Origin of the sequence: Duganella aquatilis (assembly GCF_009674565.1) — a bacterium.
Taxonomy (GTDB): domain Bacteria; phylum Pseudomonadota; class Gammaproteobacteria; order Burkholderiales; family Burkholderiaceae_D; genus Rugamonas; species Rugamonas aquatilis.
The window spans coordinates 1-24,746 of record NZ_WKJL01000011.1 but is presented as its reverse complement, the minus strand read 5'-3'; the positions used below and the strand labels follow the sequence as shown (position 1 = coordinate 24,746).

Here is a 24,746-nt window from a genome sequence, read left to right as displayed (position 1 = left end):
ACCTGTGTTTGGCGCGGCGCGTGCAGATTCTCTGATTATGTACTATCATTAGTTACATGAGACAAGACAGCAAACTTTCCTCCGTCCTGCACGTGCTGCTGCATATGGCGCACGGCGACAGGCCTTTCACTTCCGAAGAGCTGGCGGGCTTCCTCGGCACCAATCCGGTACTGGTGCGGCGCGTGCTGGCCGGGCTGCGCGAGCGCGGCTACGTCGGTTCCGACAAGGGGCATGGCGGCGGCTGGCGCATCACCTGCGACCTGCGCGAGGTGACGCTGCACGACATTTACGAGGCGGTCGGCACGCCGACCGTGTTCGCGATGGGGAACCGCGTCGAGCAGCCGCAATGCCTGGTGGAGCGCGCCGTCAACGAGGCGCTGGGCAGCGCCTTTGACGAGGCGGAGGCCTTGCTGATCTCGCGCTTCAAGGACGTGACGCTGGCCGAGCTGTCGGCCAGTTTCAATACACATCACAAGGGAGTACAGCATGGACATCGATGAATTCGACGTGATCGTTATCGGCGGCAGTTACGCGGGACTGACAGCGGCGACACAGTTGGCGCGCGCGCGCCGCCGCGTGCTGGTGGTGGACTCCGGCCAGCGGCGCAACCGCTACGCGCGCCACTCTCACGGCTTCCTGGGACAGGATGGGCGCGAGGCCGCCGCCATCGCCGCCGACGGCCGCGCGCAGCTGATGAAGTATCCGACCGTGCGCTGGGTGGAAGGCGCGGCCACGCAGGCGGTGGAGCAGGACGGCGGCTTCCGTATCACGCTGGCCAACGGCAGCGCGTTCCAGGGTCAGCGGCTGGTGCTGGCCACCGGCGTGGTGGACCAGTTGCCGGCACTGCCGGGACTGGCCGAACGCTGGGGCGATACCGTATTCCACTGCCCGTACTGCCATGGCTATGAGCTGGAGCAGGGGCGCATCGGCGTGCTGGCAACCAGCGCGCTATCCATGCATCACGCGCTGATGCTGCCCGATTGGGGCACGGTGACGCTGTTCCTCAACGGCGCCTTCGAGCCGGACGCCGAGCAGCTGGGCAGGTTGGCGCAGCGCGGCGTAACCATCGAACGCACGCCGGTGCGCGCCATCAGCGGCCGCTCGACGGTGGAATTGCGGGATGGCCGCGCGGTGGAGATGGACGGCCTGTTTGTCGTCAGCCGCCTGTACAGCGGCAGCCCGCTGGCCGACCAGCTGGGCTGCGAGATGGAGGAAGGTCCGATGGGCCAGTATGTGCGCACCGACATGGTCAAGGCCACCAGCGTCACCGGCGTGTATGCCTGCGGCGATGCGGCGCGGGCGACCGGCAACGTGGCGCTGGCGGTGGCCGACGGCACCATGGCCGGCGTCGGCGCGCACCAGTCGCTGATCTTCGGCGCCTTCGCGGCGGCTGCCTGAACGTCAGATCAAGCCGGCTTCCGACAGGATCGCCGGCATGGCCTCGCGCATGCAGTCGATGAAGCTGCGCAGACGCGCTGGATAGTGGCGCGCATGCGGATACACGAGGTAGAGCGGCAGCGTGTGCGCACGCCACTGCGGCAGCAGGTGCAGCAGCCTGCCGTCGGCCAGTTCCTCCTGCAGCGCCCAGGCGGAAATCGCGCACACGCCCAGACCCATGCTGGCGGCGTTGCGCACGGCGTACAGGTTGTCGGTGCTGAGGCGCGGCTGAATCGGCAGGCGTACCGTTTCGCCGCTGGCGGCATGGGTGAGTGTGACTTCGCTGCGGTAGAAGGTGCGCTGCGCCAGCCAGGGCAGCGCCGCCAGTTCGTCAGGATGTGTCGGTGGTGCGGCGCCGTTCAGCAGGGCGGGGGAGGCGACCACGATGCAGCGGATGTCCGCCAGCTTGATGGCGATCACCGACGGTTCGCTGACTTCGCCCACATGGATGGCGCAATCGATATTCTCGGCGATGAAATCCGGCGTGCGGTCATGCAGCAACCACTCCACCGACACGCGCGGATAGCGCTGCAAAAAATCCACCAGCGGGGCGATCAGCTGCTGCTGGCCGATGGCGTGCGGCGCCACCACGCGCAGCGTGCCTTCCGGCGCGAGTTGCGCGCCATGCACTTCCGAGGCCAGCGCATTCCAGTGCGCCAGCAGTTCGCGTGCGCGCACCAGGCAGCGTTCGCCGTCCTCGGTCAGCTGCATGGCGTGCGTGGTGCGCTGGATCAGGCGCAGGCCCAGTTCGCGCTCCAGCGCTTGCAGGCGGCGGCTGATGGTAGGCTGCGTGGTGCCCAGCTGTGCAGCCGCCGCGGACAGGCTGCCCGCCTCCACGATGCGGACGAAGGTTTGCATCAGGTCGATGCGGTCGGCGGCGGTGCGGGCGTCTGTCATACGACGAGCGTATAGTATTTATACGGGGCGGTCCACTACCTTTCTATGGCGTGCCGCCGCATACTGGTCGTCTTCAACAGGAGGGCATGCAATGAAAGTAAGCTTTATTGGAATTGGCGCCATGGGCGCGGCAATGGTGCCGAATCTGGTGCGCGCGGGCCATAACGTCAGCGTGTGGAACCGCAACCGCGCGGCGGCGGAAGCGATCGAGGGCGTGACGGTGCTGGATACGCCGGCCGAGGCGTTCCAGGCCGATGCGGTGATGACCATGCTGGCCAACGACGACGCGGTGCGCGGCGTGATCCTGGACAGCGGCGCGCTGGCGGGCGCCAACAAGAACTGCGTCCACATCATGATGGCGACCATTTCGCTGGGGCTGGTGGACGAGCTGGCGGCGCGCCATCGCGAGGCCGGCATAGGCTATGTGTCGGCGCCGGTGTTCGGCGTGCCAGCTGCGGCGGCAGGCGCGCAGCTGAATGTACTGGCGGCGGGCGACCCGCAGGCCATCGCCACGGTGCAGCCGCTGCTGGATGCGGTGGGCCGCCAGACCTGGCGGCTGGGCGATGATCCCAAGCGCGCCAATGTCGTCAAAATCTCGGGCAATATGATGATCGCGCAGGCTTTCACCGCGATGGGCGAGGCGGCGTATCTGAGCGAGAGCTATGGCGTGTCGGCAGCGGACCTGCTCAATGTGCTGACCAATACGCTGTTCGCGGCGCCGAGCTATCAGCGCTACGGCGGCTTCATCGCCACCAACACCTTCGAGCCGGGCTTCAAGCTGCCGCTGGGGCTCAAGGATGTGAACCTGGCCCTATCTGCTGCGCTGGCCAGGGGCGCGGTGCTGCCGGTGGCCGAGCAGGTGCGCGAGAATATGCAGCAGGCGATGGCGCAGGGGCTGGAAGACCGCGACTGGTCGGTGGCGGCGACCATCCGCCGCCAGCGCTAATCTGGCCTGGCCTTGCGCAGCACGCCCTGCCTGTGTTCAGGCAGGTGCGACGATGGATCCTGCGCCGGATCGAATACGTAGTGCTGGAAGATGGCGCCCCATGCGGCGCGCACTTCCGGCGGCTGGTGCTTCATGGCTTTCAGCGTGGCGACCAGCGCGTCGAAAGTGGTGCCGGCATCCTGCGCCGGCTGTTCGTTCTTCCACCAGTAGTTGACCATCATGTTCAGCGGTCCGGTGGACTGCACGTGGTGCCACCACAGCGTTGGGATGTAGAGCGCGTCGCCGGGCAGCAGGTCGGCCACCAGCGCGGCGGCCTGCGCGTCCTTGAAGCGTGGATGCAGGTCGACATCCGGTTCGCGGAAGTTGACCATGCTGATCGGCGTTGGCGTCGGCGCGAAATCCAGCGGGCCGATATACAGGTTGTCCACCTGTTCGGGCGGGAACAGCGTGAAGCGGCGCTGGCCGCTGACCACGCAGGCCAGGTTGTAGGATTCGTCAAAATGCGCCGGCGTGGTGATGGTGTTCCCCAGCCACAGACGTGGCCGCGCCGACAGCGGCAGCGCCGGCGCCACATTCTCCAGCGCGAAGCGCGGCATGCAGTCGTCGATCAAGGCGCTTTGCACCGCTACCGAAGGCGGCGCATCGAATTGCGAGTAACGTGCCAGCTGCTCGATCACGCGCGCCACCGGCACCTTGTTACGGACGAAGTTGAAGCCTTCCATATCCGGCTTGTAGAACAGCCGTCCGCGTTCGGCGGGCGGCGTCATCACCGCATCCACTTCGAAATCGTTGGCCAGGCCGAGCACATACTGGCACAGCGCTTCCGGCGACTGCCGGGCGGCGCGCACCGCCGGCCAATGGCGCACGAAGCCGCGCAGGATGGCGGGGCGGTAGCTGCCCGCCACTTCGCTGAAGAAGCTGGCCGGATCGAGGTCGCGGTATTCGGTGGGCGTGTTCATGCAACGTATGATGGCATAAAAAAGCCCGCCAGGGCTGGGGAAGCCGAGGCGGGCACAGACTACACAATGAAGCCGATTAGTACTTGATATGCAGACCAGCGTAGTACTGCGCGCCGTTGGCGTAGAAGCGCGCCGGTTGATCCTTGTTGTAGATGTAGTTCTTCAGGATCGGGTTGTTCAGATTCTGACCGCTCAGCGTCAGCACGATGTTCTTGCTGATGTTGTAGTTGAACGATGCCGACAGGGTGCCGGTCGAATCCTGATACAGCGGCGTGCCACGGTCCTGCGCAGCCAGGAACGACGAGCGCCATGCGTAGCTTACGCGGGCATTGAACTTGTCGTTTTCGAAGAAGATGCCGCCGTTGGCGGTGGTCTTCGAAGCACCCAGCATGTCGCATGGATCGCCGGAGGTCGAGGTTTGCATCGCCGGGCAGGCGCCGAAGTCCAGGTGCGAATCGGTCAGCGTGACGTTGCCGTCGATGCCGAAGCCCATGCCCATCGGTACTTGCGCAGCCAGCTCCATGCCCTTCACTTTGGCGCCAACGTTGATCGGCGAAGTGATGGTGTAGTTGGCGAACACTGGCTTGTTCTGCTCTTGCGAAGCGCGGGTGTCGAGGAAGTTGCCGGTGCTGGTGCCGTAGCCCACATAGTCTTTCAGGTCCATGTAGAACACGCCGGCCGACAGCAGGGCGCGCGGTGCGAAGTACCACTGGATCGACGCATCCAGGTTGTTCGACTTGACAGGCTTCAGTGCTGCGTTACCGCCGTTACCGGTATGGGTTTCGTCGGTCAGCAGCACTGCGCCGCCCAATGCGCCGTAGTCAGGACGGGTCATAGTGCGCGAGATGCCCAGACGGCCGACCACGTCGGAACGCAGGTCGAACTTCAGGTTCAGGCTAGGCAGCGGGATGGTGGTGTTGTTGTCGATCGCCGTCTGCTTGACGAAACCGCCCCATGGATAGGCTGGCAGGTTTTGGCCGGCAGGCTGGTTCGGCAGGATCTGGTAGCCGTTCGAGGTGCCTTCGGTGCGCACCACGCGCAGGCCGACGTTGCCGCTCCAGCCTTCGCCTTCCAGTTCACCCTGGACGTAGATCGCCTTGGTGTTTTCTTTCAGGTTGAACATGTCCTGATAGTAGGTGCGGCTGACATCGCGGTTCGAGTGCAGGTCGCCCCAGGCATTCAGGATCGACGGGTCCAGCATCCAGACGTTTTTCGGGAAGTCGCCACCGAGGTCGCTGCCGAAGTTGCCAGGGTAGGTGGTGCCGTTCCAGGCCGGGTTGGTGCTGCTGCCGCCCACGTCGGTGTTGGCCCAGTTAGGACCCTGCGCCACTTCGAAGTTGGAGCGGGTGTGGTGGGTGCCACGCACGCCGAACTTCAGTTCACGCAGCGGACCAGCATCCAGCTGGAAGGCGGCATCGATCTGGCCGTAGGTTTCCTTGTCGTCGGTGGTGGCCGGCGACACGCCGAACACCCAGTCCAGCGCGGTGCCGGTGAAGACGGCGGTATTAATGTTCGGGAACTTGACGGTGGCCGGCGAACCCAGGCCGTTCAGCTGGTAGCTGGCGCCGGAGTTGTTGACGTCACCTTCGAACACGCCCTGGCTCGGGGTCACGCCCTTGCCTTTGGTGGAACCGGCTTTGGCGGTGAACACCAGGCGGTCGGTGGCGCGCCATTTGCCGTCCAGATCGAAGAATTCGGTCTGGGCGTAAGCGCCGTCACGCACGATGTTGTCGACGATACCGTAGCGCAGTGGCGCGGCGGCGGTGCCCTTGTTGGTGAACGATGCCGACACCAGCGTGCCGTTGCGGATCACGTAGCCTGGATCAGGCGCGACGCCCGAACCCAGCATGCCCGAACCGTTCATGTCGGTCATGTAGTTGGTGTTGTAGTTCGACGCGTCCATCTTCGAACGGAAGTAGGTCGCTTCCAGCGAGAAGTCGCGGCTAGGCTTGAATTGCAGGTCGATCAAACCGCCCTTGCGCTTGCGCTCCTGCTGGAACAGCGAGGAACCGATCAGGCGCGGGAACCAGACGTTGGCCAGGTCAGGGTTGGTCTTGACGGCGGCGTTGGTCGGTGCGACCTGGGTCCATTGCAGCAGCTCCTGGCCGTCGCGGCGCAGCGAGCGTTTTTCCGAGAAGCCTTGTACCATCAGGCCCAGCGTGCCGGCTTCGTTCTTCCAGTTGAACAGGCCACTGACTTGTGGATCGGTTTTTTCCGCCAGGTCGGAGTACACCGCCTGCACGGTGGCTTCCATCGAAATCGGCTGCTTGAAGTCCAGCGGGTGACGGGTGCGGATGTCGATCGAGCCGCTCGAACCGCCTTCCACCTGGTCGGCGGTCGGCGCTTTGTAGACCACCACCTGGCCGACGATTTCCGACGGCAGCAGCGAGTAGGAAGCGGAACGGCCAACGGCGCCGCCCACCTGGTCCAGCACGAACCAGTCGCCGGTCGATACGGCGTGGCCGTTGATCAGGGTCTGGGTCAGCGAAGGCGCGGTGCCGCGCATCGACACGCGGTCGTTTTCATCGAAGCCGCCTGAGCCTGCGCCCGAGGTGGAGATGTTCACGCCCGGCACGCGTTGCAGCGAGTCGGCCACGTTCTTGTCCGGCATCTTGCCTACGTCTTCGGCGGTAATCACGTCGACGTTGCTCGACGCATTACGCTTCACCGACAGCGACTGCTGCAGCGAACCGCGGATGCCGCTAACAATAACGGTCTCCGGCTCCTTGTCGGTCGCTGCCTGCTGCGCCTGGGCGGTCATCGCGACGCTCAGCGTCAGGATGGCCGTCGCAGTCGCGATAGGGGTCAGTTTGGACATTTTGATTTTATTCGTATTGTGTTGCATGTTCCCTCCCGTTGATGAAGGCTCCGCCGAGCCAACCGATTGTTGATGTGTCTTCTTTTCTAAATCACGTTCAAAACCAATCCAACGCCAATATACCTGCGTTTGCATACCAGATCACTACCACTTTAAAATTCTTTTTTGTTATGTTGTATGCAGCATACAAAGTATCCTTTCAGCAACGGCATAAGACCGGATGGTGGGTGGTATGGAAAGCGTTTGTGCGGGAACGCAACAGCGATAAAGCCTTTACCTAAAGGCGTTATGCGAATCAGATGAAAATATTTGAAGGTGGCGGAGGGGCGGCTGAATATCCGCTGGTATTTTTTTGGTATTATCGTCGAACAATTACAGAGAGGATGTCTTGATCGTGATGAACAGCGACAAAATGACCCCACTGGTACACATTCGACAGCACCTCAATGAGACCAGTAACCTGCCCCTGTATCAACGTCTGCAGCGCGCGCTGCGTTCCGCGATAGACCAGCATCTTCTCAAGCCCGAGGACGCTTTGCCGGCCGAACGCCAGCTTGCCGCCGATCTCGACATCTCGCGCATCACGGTGCGCAAGGCCATCGATGGCCTGGTCGGCGAGGGCGTGCTGATACGCCGGCCCGGCTCCGGCAACTTCATCAACACCCGCATCGAAAAGAACTTCGCCAAGCTGACCTCCTTTTCCGAGGACATGCGCGCACGCGGCCGCACGCCGCGCAGCGTGTGGCTCAAGCGTTCGGAAGGCACGGTGACGCCGGACGAGGCGATGCGGCTGCGACTCAGTCCCGGCTCCAAGGTGTACCGCTTCAACCGCATGCGCTATGCGGACGATGTGCCGATGTGTCTTGAATATGCGACCATCGTCGCCTCCTGCCTGCCGTCGCTGGACGCGGTGGACGTCTCCATGTACGACGCGCTGGAACGCTCGGGCAACCGGCCGGTGCGCGCCTTGCAGCGGCTGTCGGCGTTGCTGCTGAACGCCGAGCAGGCCACCCTGTTGCAGGCGAAGGAGGGCGATGCCGGCCTGGCGGTGGAACGCCTGGGCTTTTTGCGCGACGGACGCGCGGTGGAATTCTGCCGCTCCTACTTCCGTGGCGATATGTATGACTTTGTGGCGGAACTGAATGCAAGCTAATCTCCTACTCGCCGCTGCGCTGGCGGCGGCATTGCAGGCCGGGGCATCGGAAGTCGTCGGCTACTATCCCGGCTGGAAGCATGAATCCTTCCCTGTATCGAAAGTCGATGCCGGCAAACTGACCATGGCGCTGTATGCCTTCGTCGATATATGCTGGGATGGCAGGCACGGTAATTCCGATCCGTCGGTGAACGACGTGGCGCCGTGCCAGGCGCCGCAGAACGGCGCGCTGGCCTGGCGCAACGAGGCGGAGGACGGCGCCAACCTGCGCGCGCTGGTGGCGTTGAAGAAGGCGCATCCGCAATTCAAGGTGGTGATCTCGGTCGGCGGCTGGAACTGGTCGAACCGCTTCTCCGACGTGGCGGCGTCCGCGCCGGCGCGCACCAGCTTCATCGCCTCGTCGCTGGCGGCCATGCGCCGCTACGGGCTGGATGGCATCGATCTCGATTGGGAATATCCCGGCGAGGCCGGCGTGCCTTGCGCGGCGGGCGAAGTGTGCGCGCGGCCGGAGGACAGGCAGAACTTCATCGTGCTGGCGCGCGAGCTGCGCGCGGCCTTCGATGCGGCGGGCAGGCAGGACGGCCGGCATTACAGCATCACCATCGCCGCCGGCGGCAACGGCAACTACGTCGGCGACGGCGCGTGGGTGAAGGAGCTGGCGCAAAGCCTGGACTGGATCAACATCATGGCCTACGACTATCACATGCCATGGGAAAAAAACACCGGCCACCACGCCGCGCTGTTCGCCGATCCCAAAGATCCGGTGACGGCCAACGGTTTTTACGCATCGCGCTCGGTGGAGCGCTACCTGGGCGCCGGCGTGGCGGCGGACAAGCTGGTGCTGGGCGTGCCGTTCTATGGCTACGGCTGGAAGGGCTGTGCGCCGGGACCGGATGGCGACGGCCAGTACCAGGCGTGCAGCGGCGGCGTGACGGACGGGATCAACGGCGGCAATTCATATGGCTACGGCCAGCTGCTGCAGCGTGGCGCAGGCTACAAGCGGTACTGGAATGCCTCGGCGCGCGTGCCGTATATGTACAACGCCAGGGAACAGGTGTGGATCACGTATGAAGATCCGGCATCGCTGAAGGAGAAGGCCCGCTATATCAGGCAGCAAGGGCTGCGCGGTGCGATGTTCTGGGAGTTGAGCGCCGATGGCGAGCACCGGCTTTTGAATACGCTGTCGGAGTCGCTCCGGCAGTGAGCTTCGGTAGTGCAGTCCGGCGGCGTGGCCGCCGCCGGAGTGAGACGAATTACTTCGCTTCGGCGGCGCCGATTTTCGGACCGGTTTCGTACATGATCCAGTAGCGGGCCAGGTCGGCGCGCGGATCGGCGCCGGCGGTCAGTGGCTTCAGCACTTCAACCGATTCATCCTTCTTGCCGGCCATGGCCAGGGCGTAGCCCAGGCGCAGCTTGGCGTCTTCAGGATTCTTCGATACGCCTTTGGCGATACCTTGCTTCATCAGGTCGATACCTTTGTCGAACTGGCCCAGGGTGACGTAGTTGTAGCCCAGGTTGACCAGGCCGACGCCGTCTTTCGACTTCTGTGCCGCAGCGATGCCGCTGTCGATGTTTTTCGCATCGTCAGCCGCGCCCTTGTTGGCGCTGGCCTTGATTTTTTCCAGCGCGGCCTTGTCCTTGCCGGCAGGGATGGCGCCTGGGTAGCCCTTGTCCATCGCGATCTTCGCTTCGGTAAAGAAGCCGCCCAGCACGGCCAGTTCGGCCTGTTCCGCGTAGTCTTCTGGTTCCATCTTCGACGGCACCACCACGGCTTTCAGGCGCACCAGGTCCAGGTCCAGGCGGTTGTTGTAGGTCTTCTTGCCGCGGGTGCGGTTCAGCAGGTCGTTCCAGTAGTCTTCGGTCGGGTAGTAGCGCGTCAGCTCTTCCACGGCCTGCAGGTACAGCGCGGTGTCCTTGGTCTTGATGCCGACGTTACCCAGCAGGTTCAGGGTGTCCTTCGGCGGCACGGTGCCGGCCTTCTTGGCGGCGTCGATATCCTTCAGCACTTCGACCTTGGTGGTCTCGAAGTCGTTTTTCAGGAAGTACGAGCGGATGATGAACTGGCGTTCCTTGACCTTGTCGCCCGACTCGGCGCCGTAACGGTCGAACCATTTGATGGCGTTGTCGAAGTCCTTCATGCCGCTGTAGTAGGTGGTGGCGATGGCGTCGATGAAGCGCAGTTTGTCTTCCGGCTTCAGACGGCCCGACTCCACCATCGCTTGCAGGCCCTTGACGGTCATCTCGTTGTTGCCCGAGGCCTGGCCCAGTTGCACGCGCATCTGGTTCAGCACGAATTCTTCGTACGGGGTGATGTTCGGCATGGCGGCGGCCTGGTCGATGCGGCTCTGGAATTCGGTGTAGTTCTTGGCTTCCAGCAGAGGCTTGGTCTGTGCTGGTTCGATCAGTTTATAGATCTCAGGGCGGACAACGTCTTTCGGTGGTTCCGGCGCTTTCTTTTCTTCCGCGGCGTGGACAGGGGCCATGCCCATGATGGCAGGCGCGGCGTTCAGGCCGATGGCGGCCAGCAGCAGACTAATACGAGCAAGACGGGAGTGGGACATGGTTATCCTTCAATCAAACTAGGGGGAATGTAAACCCGCGTATTGTTACACAAAACCGGCGGGATTTCCGAATTCAACCGTGTTGCGGTGCAAGGCCCGGCCTGCGCTGTTAAACAGCTGGCAACGTGACGGCGGCAGGTGCAGGCGCGCGCTTGCGCCAGCGTGCAGCGGCGCCGCTTCGGCCGGCAGCTTCACGGCGATCATGTCCGGCACGCCGGCCAAGGTGGTGTAGACGATCGACAGGTCGCCCAGGTATTCGACGTGACCGATGCCGACATCGATGACATTCTCGGCGTGCTGCGGTGCAGCGAGCGACAGGTGTTCCGCACGCACGCCAAGCGTGACCTGGTCGCCCTGTTGGGCGCCGGTGGCCGACTCGACGCCGACCAGGGCGCCGCCGGGCAGCCGCACCGTGACGCGCGCTGCGTCCACCGCGACCACTTCGCCGGGAATGAAATTCATCTTCGGCGTGCCGAGGAAGCCGGCCACGAACAGGTTGGCCGGTGCGTTGTACAGCTCATGCGGCGTGCCCACCTGCTCGATGCGGCCGCCGTTGAAGACCACAATGCGCTGGCCCAGCGTCATCGCCTCCACCTGATCGTGGGTGACGTAGATCATGGTGGTTTTCAGTTCGCTGTGCAGGCGGCTGATTTCCACGCGCATCTGCACGCGCAGGCTGGCGTCGAGGTTGGACAGCGGTTCGTCGAACAGGAATACTTCCGGCTTGCGAACGATGGCGCGGCCGATGGCGACGCGCTGGCGCTGGCCGCCGGACAGCTCCTTCGGTTTGCGCTTGAGCAGCGGGGCGATCTGCAGGATGCCGGCGGCGCGTTCGACCGCGGCCTGCACCTCGGCCGGTTTGTGGCCGGCCAGCTTGAGGGCGAAGGCCATGTTTTCGTACACCGTCATGTGCGGGTACAGCGCATAGGACTGGAACACCATGGCCAGCTTGCGCCGCGCCGGCGCGATGTCGTTGGCCAGCGTGCCGCCGATGTGCAGCGTGCCTTCGCTGATGGTTTCCAGGCCGGCGATCATGCGCAGCAGGGTGGACTTGCCGCAGCCCGAGGGGCCGACAAAGACCATGAATTCGCCATCGGCGATATCCAGGTCGATGCCGTGGATGACGGGCGTTTTGTCGTAATGCTTGACGATGTTCTTGAGACTGACACTGGCCATGTGCTTAGACCACCTGTCCTTCGGCCGGCGCGGCCTGGGGCTGCGGACGCGCGGCCATTGGGATCACCTGCGACAGCACGGCGACCGGAATCGCGCACACCATCACCCAGATGAAGAAATGCTGGTAGCCCAGCGCGATCTGGATGTCGCCGCTGAACAGCTTGAAGATCACAAAGCCCAGCTGCATGATGCCGGTGGCGAAGGCGTAGTGCGCGGTCTGGTATTTGCCCGGCGCGACCACCTGCATCATGTACAGGATCAGGCCGACGAAGCCGAAGCCGTAGCCGAACATCTCGACGCTCAACGCGGTGGCGATGATGGACAGTTCGGTCGGCTGGAAGTAGGACAGCAGGTAGAACGCCACGTTCGGCAGGTTGACCGCCAGGATCAGCCACAGGATGGCGCGCTTGAGGCTTAACCACGAAGTGAAGTAGCCGCCGGCGATGGAGCCGACCAGGAAGGCCACGGTGCCGACGGTGCCGTACACGGCGCCCACTTCGGCGGTGGTCAGTCCCAGGCCGCCGAGGCTGCGCGCTTCGCGCAGGAACAGCGGGCCGATGGACTGCACCTGCGCTTCGCCGGCGCGGAACAGGATGATGAAGACGATCGAGACCCAGATGCCGGGCTTCCTGAAGAATTCAATGATCACTTCCCACAGCGTGCGGGCGATGGCGGCGGCGTTGGTGTCTTCGCTGACGGTGTTGCGGGCCAGCGGCAGCGCCCAGCTGTTGTATATGCCCAGCGCGATCATCATCGCGCCGAGGATGCAGAAGCAGATGGTCCATGCCGGCACCACGCCGATGGTCTTCTCGAAATGGCCGGCCAGCAGCAGCAGCGCGCCGGTGGTGAAGAATTTGGCGGCGTTGAAGAAGGTGCCGGTCCAGCCGGCGTAGGTGGCCTGGCCTTTTTCATCGAGGCTGGTGATGTACAAGCCGTCGCACGCGATGTCGTGGGTGGCGGCGGAGATGCCGACCAGGGCCAGCATCGCCATGCTGGCGGCGAACCAGAACGGCGCCTGCAGCGCCAGCGCGACGCCGCCGAGGCAGAAGCCGCCGAAGATCTGGAAGAAGGTCACCACCAGCTTTTTGCTCGGCGCCAGTTCCAGGAAGGGACTCCACAACGGCTTGAACACCCAGGCGAAGCCGATCAAGCCGGTCCAGTGATTCAACTCGTCGTTCGGCACGCCCATGCTCTTCAACATCTGGTTGGCCACGATGGCCACGGCGAAGAAGGGCAGGCCTTGCGCGAGGTACAGGCTGGGAACCCACAGCTTGGGATTGCGGATGGTGTCGGTCATTGTGAAGTCTCGTTGTCGTTTTTATTTAAAACCTGGCACCGGTGCGTTGCCGGTGGCTTGCAGTTCGCCGGACAGCCAGCCGTTGATGGCGTCCAGCGCCGGCTTGGCGAAGCCGTAGGTCATCAGCGCGGGCGCCTGGATGTCCAGCGCCTGGTAGGGATTCCACAGCGCCAGGTGCAGGTCCGGGCGCCAGCTGCCGCGCGCGTGCTCGCCGTAGCGCAGGCGCGAGGTGGAGGCCAGTATGGTGAAACGGCCATCCTGCGGCAGCGCGTTCCAGTCGAAGGTGTCGGCGTCGGCGAAGGTGACCAGTTCGACGTCGTACAGCTTGCGCAGCGAGTCGGCCACCACGCCGGCCGGCACGCCGGCTTCGGAGACGCCGTCGCTGACCACGTCCTGGCGCGCGACCAGGCGCACCTTGGCGCCGGCGGCAGGGCGCTGCGGCGCGCCGGACGGGCCAGCATACGCGGTCAGGCTGCGGCGCCAGCCTTCGGCCATGATCTCGCGGTCGGCCGCATCTTCCTTGTAGGAGCGCGGCTTGCATGGGTAGGCGCGGGCCAGCGCGGCCAGGCGGTCCAGGCGCGTCTGCACCTCCTGTTGCGACAGTTCGCCCGATGCGAGGGCGGCCGCGATGGCGTTCAGGGTTTCTTCCTGCGTTTCGGTGGTGCCCAGCGCCATGACCATGTCGGCGCCGGCGGTCAGCGCGCGCACGGCGGCGTTGCCGACGCCGTAACGGCCGGCGATGGCGTGCATGTCCATGCCGTCGGTGATGAGCACGCCCTTGTATTGCCATTCATCGCGCAGCAGGCCGGTGAGGATGCGGCGCGACATGGTGGCTGGATTGTCGGCGTCCAGCGTCGGGTAGACGATGTGCGCGGTCATCATGGCCGGGGCGGCGCCGGAGGCGATGCGGAACGGCGCCAGTTCCAGGCGGTTCAGTTCCTCCACCGGCTTGTTCACGGTCGGCAGGTCGCGGTGCGAATCGACGTTGGTGTCGCCGTGGCCGGGGAAGTGCTTGACGCAGCAGGCCACGCCTTCGGCATGGCTGCCGGCCATCCACGCCATCGCCAGTTCGGCGGCGCGCTGCGGTTCGGCGCCGAAGGAGCGCTCGGCGATGACGGGGTTGTGCGGATTGTTGTTCAGGTCCAGCACCGGCGCGAAGTTCCAGTTGAAGCCCAGCGCTTTGACGGCGCGCGCGACGGCGGCTCCTGTGCGGTAGGCCAGGTCGGTGTCGTTGGCGGCGCCCAGGCCCATGGCGGCCGGCGGCGCCGGCACCCAGGTGGAGCGCACCACGGCGCCGCCTTCCTGGTCGATGCCGATCAGCGAATCCGGGCCCATGACGGCGCGCAGGTCGGCGGTCAGCTTGGCCAGCTGTTCGGAATCGGTCATGTTCCCACGGAACAGGCAGACGGCGCGGATGCTGTTCGCTTTTAGGAATTCAGCGGTGGCCGCATCCAGCACGGTGCCGGGGAAGCGGATCATGATAAGTTGGCCGGCGATTTTTTTAAATTCGTTTTGAGTTGTCATTTCACTGCTCCGTCCATGCCGCGCATGAAGAATCGTTGAGTAAATAAGAAGGCTGCCAGCGTGGGCAGGATGGTGAGCACGGTGCCGGCGGCAATCACGCGCGTGCTGCTGCCGAAGGTGCCGCGCAAATACAGCACACCCACCGACAGCGGGAATTCATCCGGCTTGCTCATGACGATCGAGGGCCAGATGTATTCGTTCCAGGCTTCCACCGCCGTCAGTATGCCGACTGTGGCCAGCCATGGGGCGATCAGCGGCAGCACGATTTTGCTGAAGATGATCCATTCCGACGCGCCGTCCACGCGGGCGGCGTCGATCAGGTCCTGCGGGACTTCCTCGAACGCCTGTTTGAGCAGCAGGATGGCGACCGCGTTGACCACGTTGGGCAGGATCACGCCGGCGTAGGTGTCGACCAGGCTGAGTTTCGTGACGGTGATGAAGTTGACCAGGAAGTTGACTTCCGACGGCAGCACCAGCGTCGCCAGTATCAGGCCGAACACCAGCTTGCGGCCCTTGAACTGCATGCGCGCCAGCGGATACGCGGCGGCGGAGCACAGCACCAGTTTCCAGAACACGGTGCACAGCGCGATGAATACCGAATTGCGGAAGAAGGACCAGATCGGAATGGTGTTGAACACTTCGATGAAGTTGGCCAGCGACGGCTCCTGCGGCCAGAAGGTCGGCGGGTAGGCGAAGATATTCCCTTCGGTGGACAGCGCGGTGACCAGCGTCCACCAGAACGGGAACACGCAGACGATGGCGATCACGCACAGCAGCAGGTAGTGGCTGACGGTCTTCATCGGTGTTTCGGCCTGATGTAGCGCAGGCACAGCAGGGCGATGCCGACGCAGAAGATGGAGACGACGAAGCTGGCGGCCAGTGCGCGCGGCAGCTTGAGGTGCTTGAGGCCCTGGTCGTAGGCATAATACAGGCCGGTGAAGGTGGAGTTCATCGGGCCACCCTGCGTCAGCACGTCCACTTCCTGGTAGGCCTTTAGTGCGGCCAGCACCGACAGCACGGAGCAGATCATGATGGTCGGGCGCAGCATCGGCACAGTGATTTTCCAGAATCGCTGCCAGCGGTTGGCGCCGTCGAGGATGGCGGCTTCCTGCATGTCGGCGGGCACGGCCTGCAGCGCGGCCAGGTACATCACCATATACCATCCCAGGCCGCGCCACAGCGTGACGAACATGATCGCGAACAGCGCGATGGTGTCGTTGGACAGCCAGCCCACGGGCGCGTTCACCAGTTGCAGCGTTTGCAGCACGTAGTTCAGCGTGCCCTGTTCGTGGAACATGAAGCCCCACATGATGCCGACCACCGACACCGTGGTCACCACCGGCACGTAGAAGGCGGCGCGGAAGTAGCGGATGCCGGGCAGCTGGTTGTTGACCAGGACCGCGAGGCTCAGGGCGCCGATCTGAACGAAGGGCACCATCAGCAGGAACAGCAGCGAGTTTTTCAGGCCGGTGGTGAACATCTCGTTGTCGAAGATGTAGCGGAAGTTGTCCAGGCCGACCCAGTGCGTTTCGCGTATCAGGCTGTAATCGGTGAGGGCCAGCAGCGAGCCGAAGGCCACGGGCCAGAACGAGAACACGGCCAGCAGCGCCAGCGCGGGCGCGAGGAACAGCCAGGCGGTCAGGTTGCGGCCCATTTCAGTGACTCCGCTGCGTGGCGAGTTTCTTGTTCCAGATGGCGACGGCCTGGTCGAGCGCCTGCTGGATGTCCTGCTTGCCGGTGACGCCGGCTTCGACCGCCTTCACCAGGTAGCGCCGCAATTCGTCGTAGTCGGTGATGCCGGCCACGTACAGCGTGTGCGAATGCGGCATCGACACGGCGCCGGCGGCGACGGCTTTTTCCGCCGCGCCGGCGTTCGGCGGCACGGTGGTGAAGAATGGATCGTTGGCCGCCTGCGCCATCGCCGGATAGACGCTGGCCTGCCTGGCGAAGGCCAGCTGGTTGGCGTCGTTGGTCAGGTAGCGGGCGAACTTGCCGATGGCCGGCAGCAGTTTGGCATCGACGTTCTTCGGCACGGCGTAGTGAATCAGCCAGCCGCCGTCGGCGATGCCGGTCGGACCCAGCGGCGCCGGGGCGACGTCGGTGATGGCGTAGATGTCCCTGGCGTCGCTCTCGATGCGCTTGACCGCCGTCGGCGGCGCCAGCAGCATGCCGAGACGGCCGCCCTTGTAGGCGTCGATGGCGGCGGGGAAGTTATCTTCGGCGAACAGCGCGTCCTTCAGCAGGCCGCCGGCCTTGTAGGTGTCGGCCAGCTTGCGGATCAGCGCCACGTGGGCTGGCGAGTTGAATACGGCACGGCCGTTGGCGATGACGGCCAGGCCTTGCTGCATCATCAGGCCGTCGATCTTGGACAGGGCGGGGCACAGGCCGGCCTTGCCGGTGCGCGCGGCGATCTGGCGCGCGAACAGCAGCTGCTCATCGAGGTCGCGCGGCGCGTGCGGGATGGCGGCTGCCTTGAAGATCTGCGTGTTGTAGGCGATGACGGCGACGTTGCTGTACATCGGGAAGCCGTAGGTCTTGCCGTTGAAGGTCAGGTCTTGCAGCGTGCTGGCGAGGTAGCGCGGGCGGGCGTCGGCCAGCAGGTCGTCGACCGGTGCGAGCAGGCCGTCGCGGGCGAATTCGTCGGCCCAGGGCACGTTGAGGTTGACCAGCGCCGGCGGCGTGCCGGCGACGATGCGCGTGACCAGCTTGGTCTGGATGATATCCCAGGGGAAGTCGACCCATTCGACCTTGACGCCGGGGTTGGCCGATTCGTAGTTGCGAACCAGCGTTTCGTAGTACGGCGTGAACTTGGGCTTCATGCTGAAGGTCCAGAATTCGATCTTGTCGGCGGCGTACGCAGACAAAGAGTGCACCATCAATGCCGCGAGCAAAAAGCGTAGTTTCATTGATGGTGCGTGGTCGCTTAGTTGGTCTTGGTGACTTTGCTCAGGTGACGCGGCTGGTCCGGGTCCATGCCGCGCGCGGCGGACAGTTTGGCCGCCATCACGTAGAAGGTCTGGATCGCGACGATCGGATCGAGGTCCGGCGTGGCGGCGACCGGCAAGGTCAGGTCGCGGTCGGCCACGTCGGCCGGAGCGGCCAGCAGCACGCGCGCGCCACGGCCGCGCATCTCGGTCGCCAGCGCCAGCAGGCTTGCCTGCGTCGGGCCGCGCGTGGCAAAGATCACCAGCGGGTAGCCTTCTTCGATCAGCGCCATCGGGCCGTGCTTGATTTCCGCGCCGCTGAAGGCTTCAGCCTGCAAGGCCGAGGTTTCCTTGAACTTCAGCGACGCCTCCAGCGCCACCGGGAAGCTGATGCCGCGGCCGACCACCATGATGTTGCGCGCCGGCGCCAGCACTTCGATCGCCGACGACCAGTCTTCGGTGGTGGCGGCGCGCAGCGACTCGGGCAGCGCTTCCAGGCCGGCCAGCAGCTCCGGATCGTTCTGCCATGCGGCCACCAGGCGGGCACCGGCCACCAGGCTGGTGATGAAGCTCTTGGTGGCGGCCACGCTCTGCTCCTTGCCGGCGCGCAGCGGCATGGCGAATTCGGCGGCGTGCGCCAGCGGCGAATCGATATCGTTGACCAGCGCGATGGTGGTGGCGCCGCCGTCGCGGAAGTATTTGATCGGCTCGACCACGTCCGGGCTCTGGCCCGATTGCGAAATCGAGATGGCCAGCGTGTCGCGCGTGATCAGCGGCGATTTGTTCAAGGTCACCAGCGACATCGGCAGCGAGGCCACCACGCGGCCCAGGCGAGCCATGATCAGGTAGGCCGCATAGGCGCACGCATGGTCCGAGCTGCCGCGCGCGATGGTCAGCGCGGTCGAGAAGGACGTGCTCCTCAATTTGCGGCCCAGCTCCGCGTAACGGTCTCCGTCATGCGCCAGTTGCGTGGCGACGCAATCCGCGGCGGACAGGGCTTCTTTCAACATCATTGAGGTCACAACAATTCTCCTTCGATATAGACGGCTTTGAGGTTCAGGTCACGGTCGAGCACAACGAAGTCGGCAAACGCGCCGGGGGCCAGGCGGCCCCGCTCTGGCAGGCCGAGATAATCGGCCGCATACGTTGAGACCCGCGCCGAGGCATCCGCCAGATCGAGGCCGAGTCCGACCAGGTTACGCAGCGCCTGGTCCATAGTGAGGGTACTGCCGGCCAGCGTGCCGTCGGGCAGGCGCACGCCGCCCATGCATTTCATGACTTTGTGCCGGCCCAGCATGTACTCGCCGTCCGGCATGCCGGTGGCGGAAGTGGAATCGGTGACGCAGTAGAGATTCGGGATGCAGCGCAGCGCGGTGCGGATGGCGCCCGGATGCACGTGCAGCAGGTCGGGAATCAGCTCGGCGAAAGTGCCGTGCGCCAGCGCGGCGCCGACCATGCCGGGTTCGCGGTGGTGCAGGCCGGGCATGGCGTTGAACAGGTGAGTGAAGCTGCGCGCGCCCTGGCCCAGCGCGGCGACGCCGTCTTCATAGGTGCCCAGCGTGTGGCCGATCTGCACGCGCATGCCGGCGTCCGACAATTCCTTGACCAGTTCCAGGTGGCCGGCGATTTCCGGCGCCACGGTGATGACCTTGAGCGGCGCCAGTTGTTCCAGCTTCTCGACGTCGGCCAGCTTGGCGGAGCGCGCGAACGGCGGCTGCGCACCGAGCTTGCCGGAGTTGATGAACGGGCCTTCCAGGTGGGCGCCGAGCACGCGCGCTTCGCCCTTGCCGCGCTGGGCGGCGGCCTTGCCGATGCCGCGCAGGGCGAGGTCGATGTCTTCCGGCGGCGCCGTCATGGTGGTGGCCAGCATGCTGGTGGTGCCATGTTTGGCGTGGACCGCGGCGATGGTGTGGACGGCATCGCCGCCTTCCATCACGTCCTTGCCGCCGCCGCCGTGCACGTGCAGGTCGATAAAGCCAGGCAGGATATAGACTGCTTCGTTGAGCGCCGGGTCGGCGCTGCTGCCGATGATGGCCGCAATGCGTTCGTCGAATGTGATTTCACCGTGGATCCAGCCGGACGGTGTCAGGATATTGCCTTTGATTGCATCGCTCATCTGCGCGACTCCGCTACGAATTCATAATAATCACTCCGGCAGTACGAGTGGGTCAGTTCCACCGCCGCGCCGTTGTCGAGATAACTGACGCGGGTGATGTGCAGCATGGCGGCACCCGCGGGAATACTGGCCAGGCGCGCCTGTTCGGCGCTGGCGTTGACGGCGCGGATATGCTGCAGCGCGCGCATCGGGATGGTGCCGTTGGCTTCCAGGTAGCCGTACAGCGAATCGGTCACGCTGTGCGGATTGGGCATGTACTGGGCCGGGATGGTGGTGGTTTCGATCGCCATCACCACGTCGTCGGCGGTGCGCAGGCGCTTCAGGCGCGCCACCGGCATGTTCGGCGACAGGCCGAGCGACAGCAGCTCCACCGGCGAGGCGATGCCGATCTCGCGCTGCAGCCAGCGCGAGCCGGCCGTGAAGCCGCGTTCGCGCAGCTCCTCGGAAAAGCTGGTCAGGCGCGACAAGGGCTGTTCGAGTTTCGGCGTGATGTAGGTGCCGGAGCCGCGCTTGCGGGTCAGCATGCCGCGCTCGCACAGCATGTCGATCGCCTTGCGCGCGGTGACGCGCGAGATGTTGAGCATGTCCGACAGCACGCGCTCGGACGGCAGGGCCTCGTTGGCGCGCCAGTCGCCGCCGACGATGCCGTCGGACAGCTTGTTCGCAAGCTGCATGTACAACGGCGTGTCGCTGGTGGCGTCGGGTTTGAAGGCGCTCAACTGGGCTAGCATCGGTCAGTCCTTCAGGCGCTGCTGGATCAGGCGCAGCGCGCCGGCGGCGGAGTCGCCTTGCGGATTGACGATGCGCTTCAACATCGACACCGGCAGGTAAGGACGCAGCGGCGCGGCCAGGCCGCCGCACAGCGCGATCGGCAGCTTGCCGCTGGCGTCGAGCGCGTTGCCCATCAATTCCACCTCGCGGCCGGCGGCCAGCAGGATGGCGCGCGCGGTGTCGTTGCTGTCGCCGTGCTGCAGGACGATGCGCGCCAGTTGCGCGTAGTTGGTCTGCGTGGCTTGCGCCAGCCAGGTCTGGATGGCGTTGCGCTCGCCGCCGCAGGCGTTGGCGACATCGGTGGCGAAGGCGTTGGCGGCCATGCGGCCGTCCAGCACCTGCTGCACGTGGTTGATGGCGCGCAGGCCCATCCAGGCGCCGCTGGCTTCGTCGCCGGCGGGGAAGCCCCAGCCGCCGACTTCGACGTGGCGGCCGTCGGCCAGCTTGATTTCGCCGACGCTGCCGGTGCCCAGCGCGATGATGGCGCCCGGCTGGCCGGCGTGGGCGCCGAGCACGGTGGTATGGCCGTCGCTTTCCAGCGCCACGCGGGCGTAGCCGGGATTGGCGTCGACGAATTCCGCCGCCCACTGGCGGTTGTGCACGCCCGCCAGGCCGAGGCCGATGGCGATGCGGGATTTGTCGGGGAAACTCAGGCCGGCGGTGGTGAAGGCTTGGGCGGCGGCGTCGTTGACGGCGGCCCAGGCCTTGGCGATGCCATGCATCAGGCCGGACGGTCCGGCCGCGCCTTCCGCAAATTCGACGCCATCGGCGCGGGCCAGGCGTACCCTGGTGCCGCTGCCGCCGCCATCAACGCCGATGAAAAATTCGATCATGTCTACCTGAGAGTGCTTGGCCGGAATGGCCTGTGATGAGGGCACTATAGGGTAGCCAAAACCAGCTTGTCAACAGGTATTTAACTGGTATTAAAAAATATTGAAGTGGACTGGCATTGTCGTCTTGGAATCGTTTTATAAGTCATTGTTTTTAAATAATTTAAGAGAATTTTTCGCGCACCCGCCGAGTGTGGCATTTGCATGCCACTTTTAAACTCCGGGGTCAGGTCCGTCATTTCTACACGAGCTCAGCCTTAGGTGTGGCTATGGCTGAGCTCGTGTAGAAATGACGGACCTGACCCCGGAGGTGGTTAGCGGTGGTAGGTGACCAGGTGGGTGCGGCTGGTGTCGGCCTTGTCGGCCAGGGCGACGGTGGCGTTGCCGGGGCCGTTGACGGTGACGTCGCTCTGGCGCGTCGTCAGCTGGCGCGCGTCGAGGCCGCCCGAGCCGCTCACTTGCGCGCTCAGCACGGCGGTGGCGCCGGACAGGCTCATGTCGCCGGGACCGGTCAGGCGCGCGCGCACGCTTTGTGCTTCCAGGCCGCGCACGGTCAGGTCGCCCGAGCCGTGCACTTCGGCGTCGAGTTTCTTGAGGTGGCCGGCCAGGCAGGCTTCGCCCGGTCCGCGCAGCACGGCGCTGGCCGCTTCGGCACTCAGCGTGCAGGCGTCGAGGTCGCCCGAGCCGTGTACTTCGGCGCGGATTTCCTTGGCGCTGCCGTGCAGCGCCACCGAGCCGGGACCGTGCAGCGCGGCGCTGACGCGGTTGCCGCGGATGTCGCTGATGTCGAGGTCGCCCGAGCCGTTGACCACCAGGTTGAGGTCCTGCGTCACGCCGCTGGCCTCGACGTCGCCGGGGCCGTTCATTTGCAGGTTGAGGCTGGCCGCTTGCAGGGCCCGCAGGTCGAGGTCGCCGCTGCCGTTGCTGGTCACGCTCAGTTCGGCCACCTTGCCGCTGGCGGTGATGTCGCCGGGGCCGTCCGATACCAGGGTCAGCTGCTTGCCCTGGAACTGGCGCAGGTCGACGTCGGCGCTGCCGGCGTTGCGCAGGCTTTTCAGGTTGGCGGCGCTGATGCGCACCGTCATCTCGCGCTGCTTGCTGTTGCCGAAGCTGAAGTTGAAGGTCCAGCCGTTGGCCTTGCGCGGCTGACGCACGGTGAGCGTGTCGCCGTTGACCGCGGTTTCGATGTCGGCGAACTGGCGGCGCAGGCCGGACAGTTCGATGGTGTTGCCGGCGTCGGCGGTGACGATCACGCGGAACGGGCCGATCAGGTTGATGTTGCTGAACGCGGCGACGGTGCGCGTTTCGGTGCCGTAGCTGTCGTCCGGCTTGTCGGCGGCGTGGGCGCCGCCGGCGACCGCCAGTAGCAGGGTGCTAGCCAGCGCGGCGTGGGTGAGCGTGTGCTTCATGTCGGGATCTCGAAGGATGGTGGCGAAAACTGGACGATATGGCAAACCGCCATCGCCGTCGCGCTCCATGGGATGGACGCGCCAAAGCGTGGGACCAACTGCAAAAATCCGGGGCTGAGCGGCAGCTCAATTCCGGCCGCGCGCGGCCGTTACCGTTTGTGTGGCCCCGCTGCGACGGTGATGTCATAATGGTGCATCACTATGCCGCTGAGACAGGCATGCGCAGGTGGAAAGGAGCGCACATGATTCGATACATCGGAACCAAAAATACCAACGACGGCGGCGTGCTGTATATTTTTTTGATCAACGGCTTGCAGAAGGAAATCCGGGAACACGCCTTGAAACAATACCCAGGTTGTTATGAAGCATTGCCGGCCACGGCCAAGGCGCGCATCAGCGCGAACCGCGCGTGGTTATCCAAAACATAATGCGGCGGCGTCACGCTCTGCTGCTGGGCGCCGCGCTGGCGCTGGCCGCCGGCGGCACGGCGGCGCAATCGGTGCCGACCACCTTTGGCACCATCATGGGCAACGGCCTGCTGTGCCGCGACCATACCGATAATTTCTATTACTACAATTACCTGGTCAAGCATTTCGGCAACTGGTACAAGCACGAGGGCGGCGCCTACTGGTTCCGCACCGCCGGGGCGTCGCTGTGGGGCACCGAGATTTCCGAGGTGATGGTCAGCGACGATACCAGCACCTTTATCTTTGTCGGCGCGGTGGCCGAGACCACGCCGGAAAACCTGGAGAAGGCCATCATCCAGCAGGTCGGCACGCATTACACCGTGATCGACACCTCCGCCTATCCGGTGCGCGAGGCCAAGCCGGCCAGCCGCATCGTGTATTTCGATACCAAGGCCAAGATTTACTGCGCTAAATTCAAGCCGCTGCCGCCGGTCCAGCCGCCGCCGGTGCGACAACGGCTAAAATAGGGAGTCGCGCACTCCCAGGGTTTTCATGTACACGCATTTTTTCAATCTGAAGCAATCGCCGTTTTCCATCGCGCCGGACCCGCGCTATCTGTTCATGAGCGAACGCCACCGCGAGGCGCTGGCGCATCTGCTGTACGGCATCGGCTCGGGCGGCGGCTTCGTGCTGCTGACCGGCGAGATCGGCGCCGGCAAGACCACGGTGTGCCGCTGCTTCATGGAGCAGATTCCCGCGAATTGCAAACTGGGCTACATCTTCAATCCGAAGCTGTCGGTGGAGGAGCTGCTGCTGTCGATCTGCGACGAGTTCGGCATCGAGCTGCCGCCGCAGGGCGCGGGCGCGGTCAGCGTCAAGGGCTATGTGGATGCGATCAATGCCTACCTGCTGGCCAGCCATGCGCAGGCCAAGAACAATGTGCTGATCATCGATGAGGCGCAGAACCTGTCGGCCGAGGTGTTGGAGCAGTTGCGCCTGCTGACCAATCTGGAGACCAGCGAGCGCAAGCTGCTGCAGATCATTCTGATCGGCCAGCCGGAGCTGCGCGCGATCCTGGCGCAGCCGGAGCTGGAGCAGCTGGCGCAGCGGGTGATTGCGCGATATCACCTGGGTTCGCTGTCGGAGACGGAGACGGGCACGTATATCGAGCACCGGCTGGCGGTGGCGGGGGCGACGGCGATCGCGCCGTTCCCGCGCAAGCTGATGGGGCTGGTGCATGGTCTGACCAAGGGCGTGCCGCGCCGTATCAATCTGCTGTGCGACCGCGCCATGCTGGGCGCGTATGTGGAGAATCAGCCGCAGGTGACGCGGACGATTTTGAAGCGGGCCGCCAGTGAGGTGTTTGCCGGGCAGGAGGCGGTGGCGGCCGGCGCGGGCGCGCGGACTGGCAGGGCGCGCTGGCCGCTGGTGGCGGCGGGCGTGCTTGGCGGCGTGGTCATCAGTGCGGCGAGATCCGCCAGATCCGCGCCATCGCTGTGAACCGTCGTGACGTGCCCGTCA

Annotated in this window: 22 protein-coding genes and 1 pseudogene; 8 read left to right on the top strand and 15 right to left on the bottom strand. The window is 64.7% G+C overall.

Features of this window, described 5'->3' with window-relative positions; translation table 11 throughout:
- Window positions 1-56 precede the first annotated feature (56 nt).
- Together GJ698_RS15735 and GJ698_RS15730 are read left to right on the top strand one after the other, a co-directional pair.
- A complete protein-coding gene (locus tag GJ698_RS15735; RefSeq protein ID WP_154358667.1) occupies window positions 57-500 on the top strand; it encodes an Rrf2 family transcriptional regulator in 444 nt (147 codons plus the stop codon).
- Window positions 487-1,398 carry an NAD(P)/FAD-dependent oxidoreductase gene (locus tag GJ698_RS15730; protein WP_154358665.1) on the top strand — a complete coding sequence of 304 codons (912 nt, stop codon included), beginning with the start codon at window positions 487-489 and terminating at the stop codon, window positions 1,396-1,398. Before GJ698_RS15735 ends, GJ698_RS15730 begins: the two co-directional genes overlap by 14 nt.
- A 3-nt stretch (window positions 1,399-1,401) precedes the next feature.
- Here the strand turns inward: GJ698_RS15730 and GJ698_RS15725 are convergent, their stop codons facing one another.
- Window positions 1,402-2,334: a LysR family transcriptional regulator gene (locus tag GJ698_RS15725; RefSeq protein ID WP_208023830.1), complete on the bottom strand. Its 933-nt coding sequence runs from the start codon at window positions 2,332-2,334 to the stop codon at window positions 1,402-1,404.
- Window positions 2,335-2,425: 91 nt separating this feature from the next.
- On the opposite strand from GJ698_RS15725, the gene GJ698_RS15720 reads away from it, so the two are divergent.
- Complete coding sequence (locus GJ698_RS15720; RefSeq protein WP_154358663.1) at window positions 2,426-3,280, top strand: NAD(P)-dependent oxidoreductase; 855 nt, start codon at window positions 2,426-2,428, stop codon at window positions 3,278-3,280.
- Here GJ698_RS15720 and GJ698_RS15715 read toward each other — a convergent pair.
- Both GJ698_RS15715 and GJ698_RS15710 read right to left on the bottom strand, forming a co-directional pair.
- Window positions 3,277-4,239: a cupin-like domain-containing protein gene (locus GJ698_RS15715; RefSeq protein WP_154358661.1), complete on the bottom strand. Its 963-nt coding sequence runs from the start codon at window positions 4,237-4,239 to the stop codon at window positions 3,277-3,279. The two genes, GJ698_RS15720 and GJ698_RS15715, sit on opposite strands and share 4 nt — an antisense overlap.
- Before the next feature lie 76 nt (window positions 4,240-4,315).
- Window positions 4,316-7,057 (bottom strand): TonB-dependent receptor, encoded by a 2,742-nt coding sequence (locus GJ698_RS15710; protein ID WP_154358659.1) that lies wholly within the window; start codon window positions 7,055-7,057, stop codon window positions 4,316-4,318.
- Between the two features lie 397 nt (window positions 7,058-7,454).
- On the opposite strand from GJ698_RS15710, the gene GJ698_RS15705 reads away from it, so the two are divergent.
- Both GJ698_RS15705 and GJ698_RS15700 read left to right on the top strand, forming a co-directional pair.
- Window positions 7,455-8,210: a GntR family transcriptional regulator gene (locus tag GJ698_RS15705; protein ID WP_154358657.1), complete on the top strand. Its 756-nt coding sequence runs from the start codon at window positions 7,455-7,457 to the stop codon at window positions 8,208-8,210.
- Window positions 8,200-9,414, top strand: coding sequence for a glycoside hydrolase family 18 protein (locus tag GJ698_RS15700; RefSeq protein ID WP_154358655.1), 1,215 nt, complete (start codon window positions 8,200-8,202; stop codon window positions 9,412-9,414). The genes GJ698_RS15705 and GJ698_RS15700 overlap by 11 nt, the downstream gene beginning before the upstream one ends.
- Window positions 9,415-9,463: 49 nt before the next feature.
- Here GJ698_RS15700 and GJ698_RS15695 read toward each other — a convergent pair whose 3' ends face one another.
- From GJ698_RS15695 to GJ698_RS15640, 12 genes are all read right to left on the bottom strand, one after another.
- On the bottom strand, window positions 9,464-10,771 hold the full coding sequence (locus tag GJ698_RS15695; protein ID WP_154358653.1) for a tetratricopeptide repeat protein: 1,308 nt from the start codon (window positions 10,769-10,771) through the stop codon (window positions 9,464-9,466).
- 45 nt (window positions 10,772-10,816) lie between these two features.
- Entirely contained in the window at window positions 10,817-11,947 is a 1,131-nt protein-coding gene (locus GJ698_RS15690) for an ABC transporter ATP-binding protein (protein WP_154358651.1), read from the bottom strand.
- 4 nt (window positions 11,948-11,951) lie between these two features.
- The gene (locus GJ698_RS15685) at window positions 11,952-13,244 is read right to left on the bottom strand and encodes an MFS transporter (RefSeq protein WP_154358649.1); all 1,293 of its coding nucleotides are present in this window, start codon (window positions 13,242-13,244) and stop codon (window positions 11,952-11,954) included.
- A gap of 21 nt (window positions 13,245-13,265) precedes the next feature.
- The gene (gene nagZ, locus GJ698_RS15680; RefSeq protein ID WP_154358647.1) at window positions 13,266-14,768 is read right to left on the bottom strand and encodes a beta-N-acetylhexosaminidase; all 1,503 of its coding nucleotides are present in this window, start codon (window positions 14,766-14,768) and stop codon (window positions 13,266-13,268) included.
- On the bottom strand, window positions 14,765-15,568 hold the full coding sequence (locus GJ698_RS15675) for a carbohydrate ABC transporter permease (protein ID WP_154358645.1): 804 nt from the start codon (window positions 15,566-15,568) through the stop codon (window positions 14,765-14,767). The genes nagZ and GJ698_RS15675 overlap by 4 nt, the downstream gene beginning before the upstream one ends.
- The gene (locus GJ698_RS15670; RefSeq protein ID WP_154358643.1) at window positions 15,565-16,422 is read right to left on the bottom strand and encodes a carbohydrate ABC transporter permease; all 858 of its coding nucleotides are present in this window, start codon (window positions 16,420-16,422) and stop codon (window positions 15,565-15,567) included. Before GJ698_RS15670 ends, GJ698_RS15675 begins: the two co-directional genes overlap by 4 nt.
- 1 nt (window position 16,423) lies before the next feature.
- Window positions 16,424-17,641: an ABC transporter substrate-binding protein gene (locus GJ698_RS15665; protein ID WP_371865341.1), complete on the bottom strand. Its 1,218-nt coding sequence runs from the start codon at window positions 17,639-17,641 to the stop codon at window positions 16,424-16,426.
- Window positions 17,642-17,691: 50 nt separating this feature from the next.
- A complete protein-coding gene (locus GJ698_RS15660; protein ID WP_154358639.1) occupies window positions 17,692-18,705 on the bottom strand; it encodes an SIS domain-containing protein in 1,014 nt (337 codons plus the stop codon).
- Between the two features lie 5 nt (window positions 18,706-18,710).
- On the bottom strand, window positions 18,711-19,808 hold the full coding sequence (nagA, locus tag GJ698_RS15655) for an N-acetylglucosamine-6-phosphate deacetylase (protein WP_154358637.1): 1,098 nt from the start codon (window positions 19,806-19,808) through the stop codon (window positions 18,711-18,713).
- On the bottom strand, window positions 19,805-20,539 hold the full coding sequence (locus GJ698_RS15650; RefSeq protein WP_154358635.1) for a GntR family transcriptional regulator: 735 nt from the start codon (window positions 20,537-20,539) through the stop codon (window positions 19,805-19,807). The genes nagA and GJ698_RS15650 overlap by 4 nt, the downstream gene beginning before the upstream one ends.
- A gap of 3 nt (window positions 20,540-20,542) precedes the next feature.
- On the bottom strand, window positions 20,543-21,412 hold the full coding sequence (locus GJ698_RS15645; protein ID WP_154358633.1) for a glucosamine kinase nucleotide-binding domain-containing protein: 870 nt from the start codon (window positions 21,410-21,412) through the stop codon (window positions 20,543-20,545).
- Between the two features lie 311 nt (window positions 21,413-21,723).
- Window positions 21,724-22,818 (bottom strand): GIN domain-containing protein, encoded by a 1,095-nt coding sequence (locus GJ698_RS15640; protein WP_154358632.1) that lies wholly within the window; start codon window positions 22,816-22,818, stop codon window positions 21,724-21,726.
- A 242-nt stretch (window positions 22,819-23,060) separates the two neighbouring features.
- Here GJ698_RS15640 and GJ698_RS15635 point away from each other — a divergent pair, with 242 nt between their 5' ends.
- The 3 genes and pseudogenes from GJ698_RS15635 to GJ698_RS15625 form a co-directional block, all read left to right on the top strand.
- A complete protein-coding gene (locus GJ698_RS15635; RefSeq protein ID WP_154358631.1) occupies window positions 23,061-23,246 on the top strand; it encodes a hypothetical protein in 186 nt (61 codons plus the stop codon).
- Complete coding sequence (locus GJ698_RS15630) at window positions 23,246-23,752, top strand: hypothetical protein (protein ID WP_154358630.1); 507 nt, start codon at window positions 23,246-23,248, stop codon at window positions 23,750-23,752. Before GJ698_RS15635 ends, GJ698_RS15630 begins: the two co-directional genes overlap by 1 nt.
- A gap of 25 nt (window positions 23,753-23,777) precedes the next feature.
- Window positions 23,778-24,704: pseudogene (locus tag GJ698_RS15625) on the top strand (ExeA family protein); the annotation flags it as partial.
- Window positions 24,705-24,746 lie beyond the last annotated feature (42 nt).

Coding starts and splice junctions, on each gene's coding strand:
- GJ698_RS15735 (WP_154358667.1), top strand. CDS start 57: ATGAGACAAGACAGCAAACTTTCCTCCGTCCTGCACGTGCTGCTGCAT.
- nagA (WP_154358637.1), bottom strand. CDS start 19,808: ATGAGCGATGCAATCAAAGGCAATATCCTGACACCGTCCGGCTGGATC.
- GJ698_RS15670 (WP_154358643.1), bottom strand. CDS start 16,422: ATGGGCCGCAACCTGACCGCCTGGCTGTTCCTCGCGCCCGCGCTGGCG.
- GJ698_RS15630 (WP_154358630.1), top strand. CDS start 23,246: ATGCGGCGGCGTCACGCTCTGCTGCTGGGCGCCGCGCTGGCGCTGGCC.
- GJ698_RS15640 (WP_154358632.1), bottom strand. CDS start 22,818: ATGAAGCACACGCTCACCCACGCCGCGCTGGCTAGCACCCTGCTACTG.
- GJ698_RS15690 (WP_154358651.1), bottom strand. CDS start 11,947: ATGGCCAGTGTCAGTCTCAAGAACATCGTCAAGCATTACGACAAAACG.
- GJ698_RS15685 (WP_154358649.1), bottom strand. CDS start 13,244: ATGACCGACACCATCCGCAATCCCAAGCTGTGGGTTCCCAGCCTGTAC.
- GJ698_RS15700 (WP_154358655.1), top strand. CDS start 8,200: ATGCAAGCTAATCTCCTACTCGCCGCTGCGCTGGCGGCGGCATTGCAG.
- GJ698_RS15710 (WP_154358659.1), bottom strand. CDS start 7,057: ATGTCCAAACTGACCCCTATCGCGACTGCGACGGCCATCCTGACGCTG.
- GJ698_RS15635 (WP_154358631.1), top strand. CDS start 23,061: ATGATTCGATACATCGGAACCAAAAATACCAACGACGGCGGCGTGCTG.
- GJ698_RS15720 (WP_154358663.1), top strand. CDS start 2,426: ATGAAAGTAAGCTTTATTGGAATTGGCGCCATGGGCGCGGCAATGGTG.
- GJ698_RS15695 (WP_154358653.1), bottom strand. CDS start 10,771: ATGTCCCACTCCCGTCTTGCTCGTATTAGTCTGCTGCTGGCCGCCATC.
- GJ698_RS15725 (WP_208023830.1), bottom strand. CDS start 2,334: ATGACAGACGCCCGCACCGCCGCCGACCGCATCGACCTGATGCAAACC.
- GJ698_RS15660 (WP_154358639.1), bottom strand. CDS start 18,705: ATGATGTTGAAAGAAGCCCTGTCCGCCGCGGATTGCGTCGCCACGCAA.
- GJ698_RS15650 (WP_154358635.1), bottom strand. CDS start 20,539: ATGCTAGCCCAGTTGAGCGCCTTCAAACCCGACGCCACCAGCGACACG.
- GJ698_RS15675 (WP_154358645.1), bottom strand. CDS start 15,568: ATGAAGACCGTCAGCCACTACCTGCTGCTGTGCGTGATCGCCATCGTC.
- nagZ (WP_154358647.1), bottom strand. CDS start 14,768: ATGACAACTCAAAACGAATTTAAAAAAATCGCCGGCCAACTTATCATG.
- GJ698_RS15645 (WP_154358633.1), bottom strand. CDS start 21,412: ATGATCGAATTTTTCATCGGCGTTGATGGCGGCGGCAGCGGCACCAGG.
- GJ698_RS15730 (WP_154358665.1), top strand. CDS start 487: ATGGACATCGATGAATTCGACGTGATCGTTATCGGCGGCAGTTACGCG.
- GJ698_RS15715 (WP_154358661.1), bottom strand. CDS start 4,239: ATGAACACGCCCACCGAATACCGCGACCTCGATCCGGCCAGCTTCTTC.
- GJ698_RS15705 (WP_154358657.1), top strand. CDS start 7,455: ATGAACAGCGACAAAATGACCCCACTGGTACACATTCGACAGCACCTC.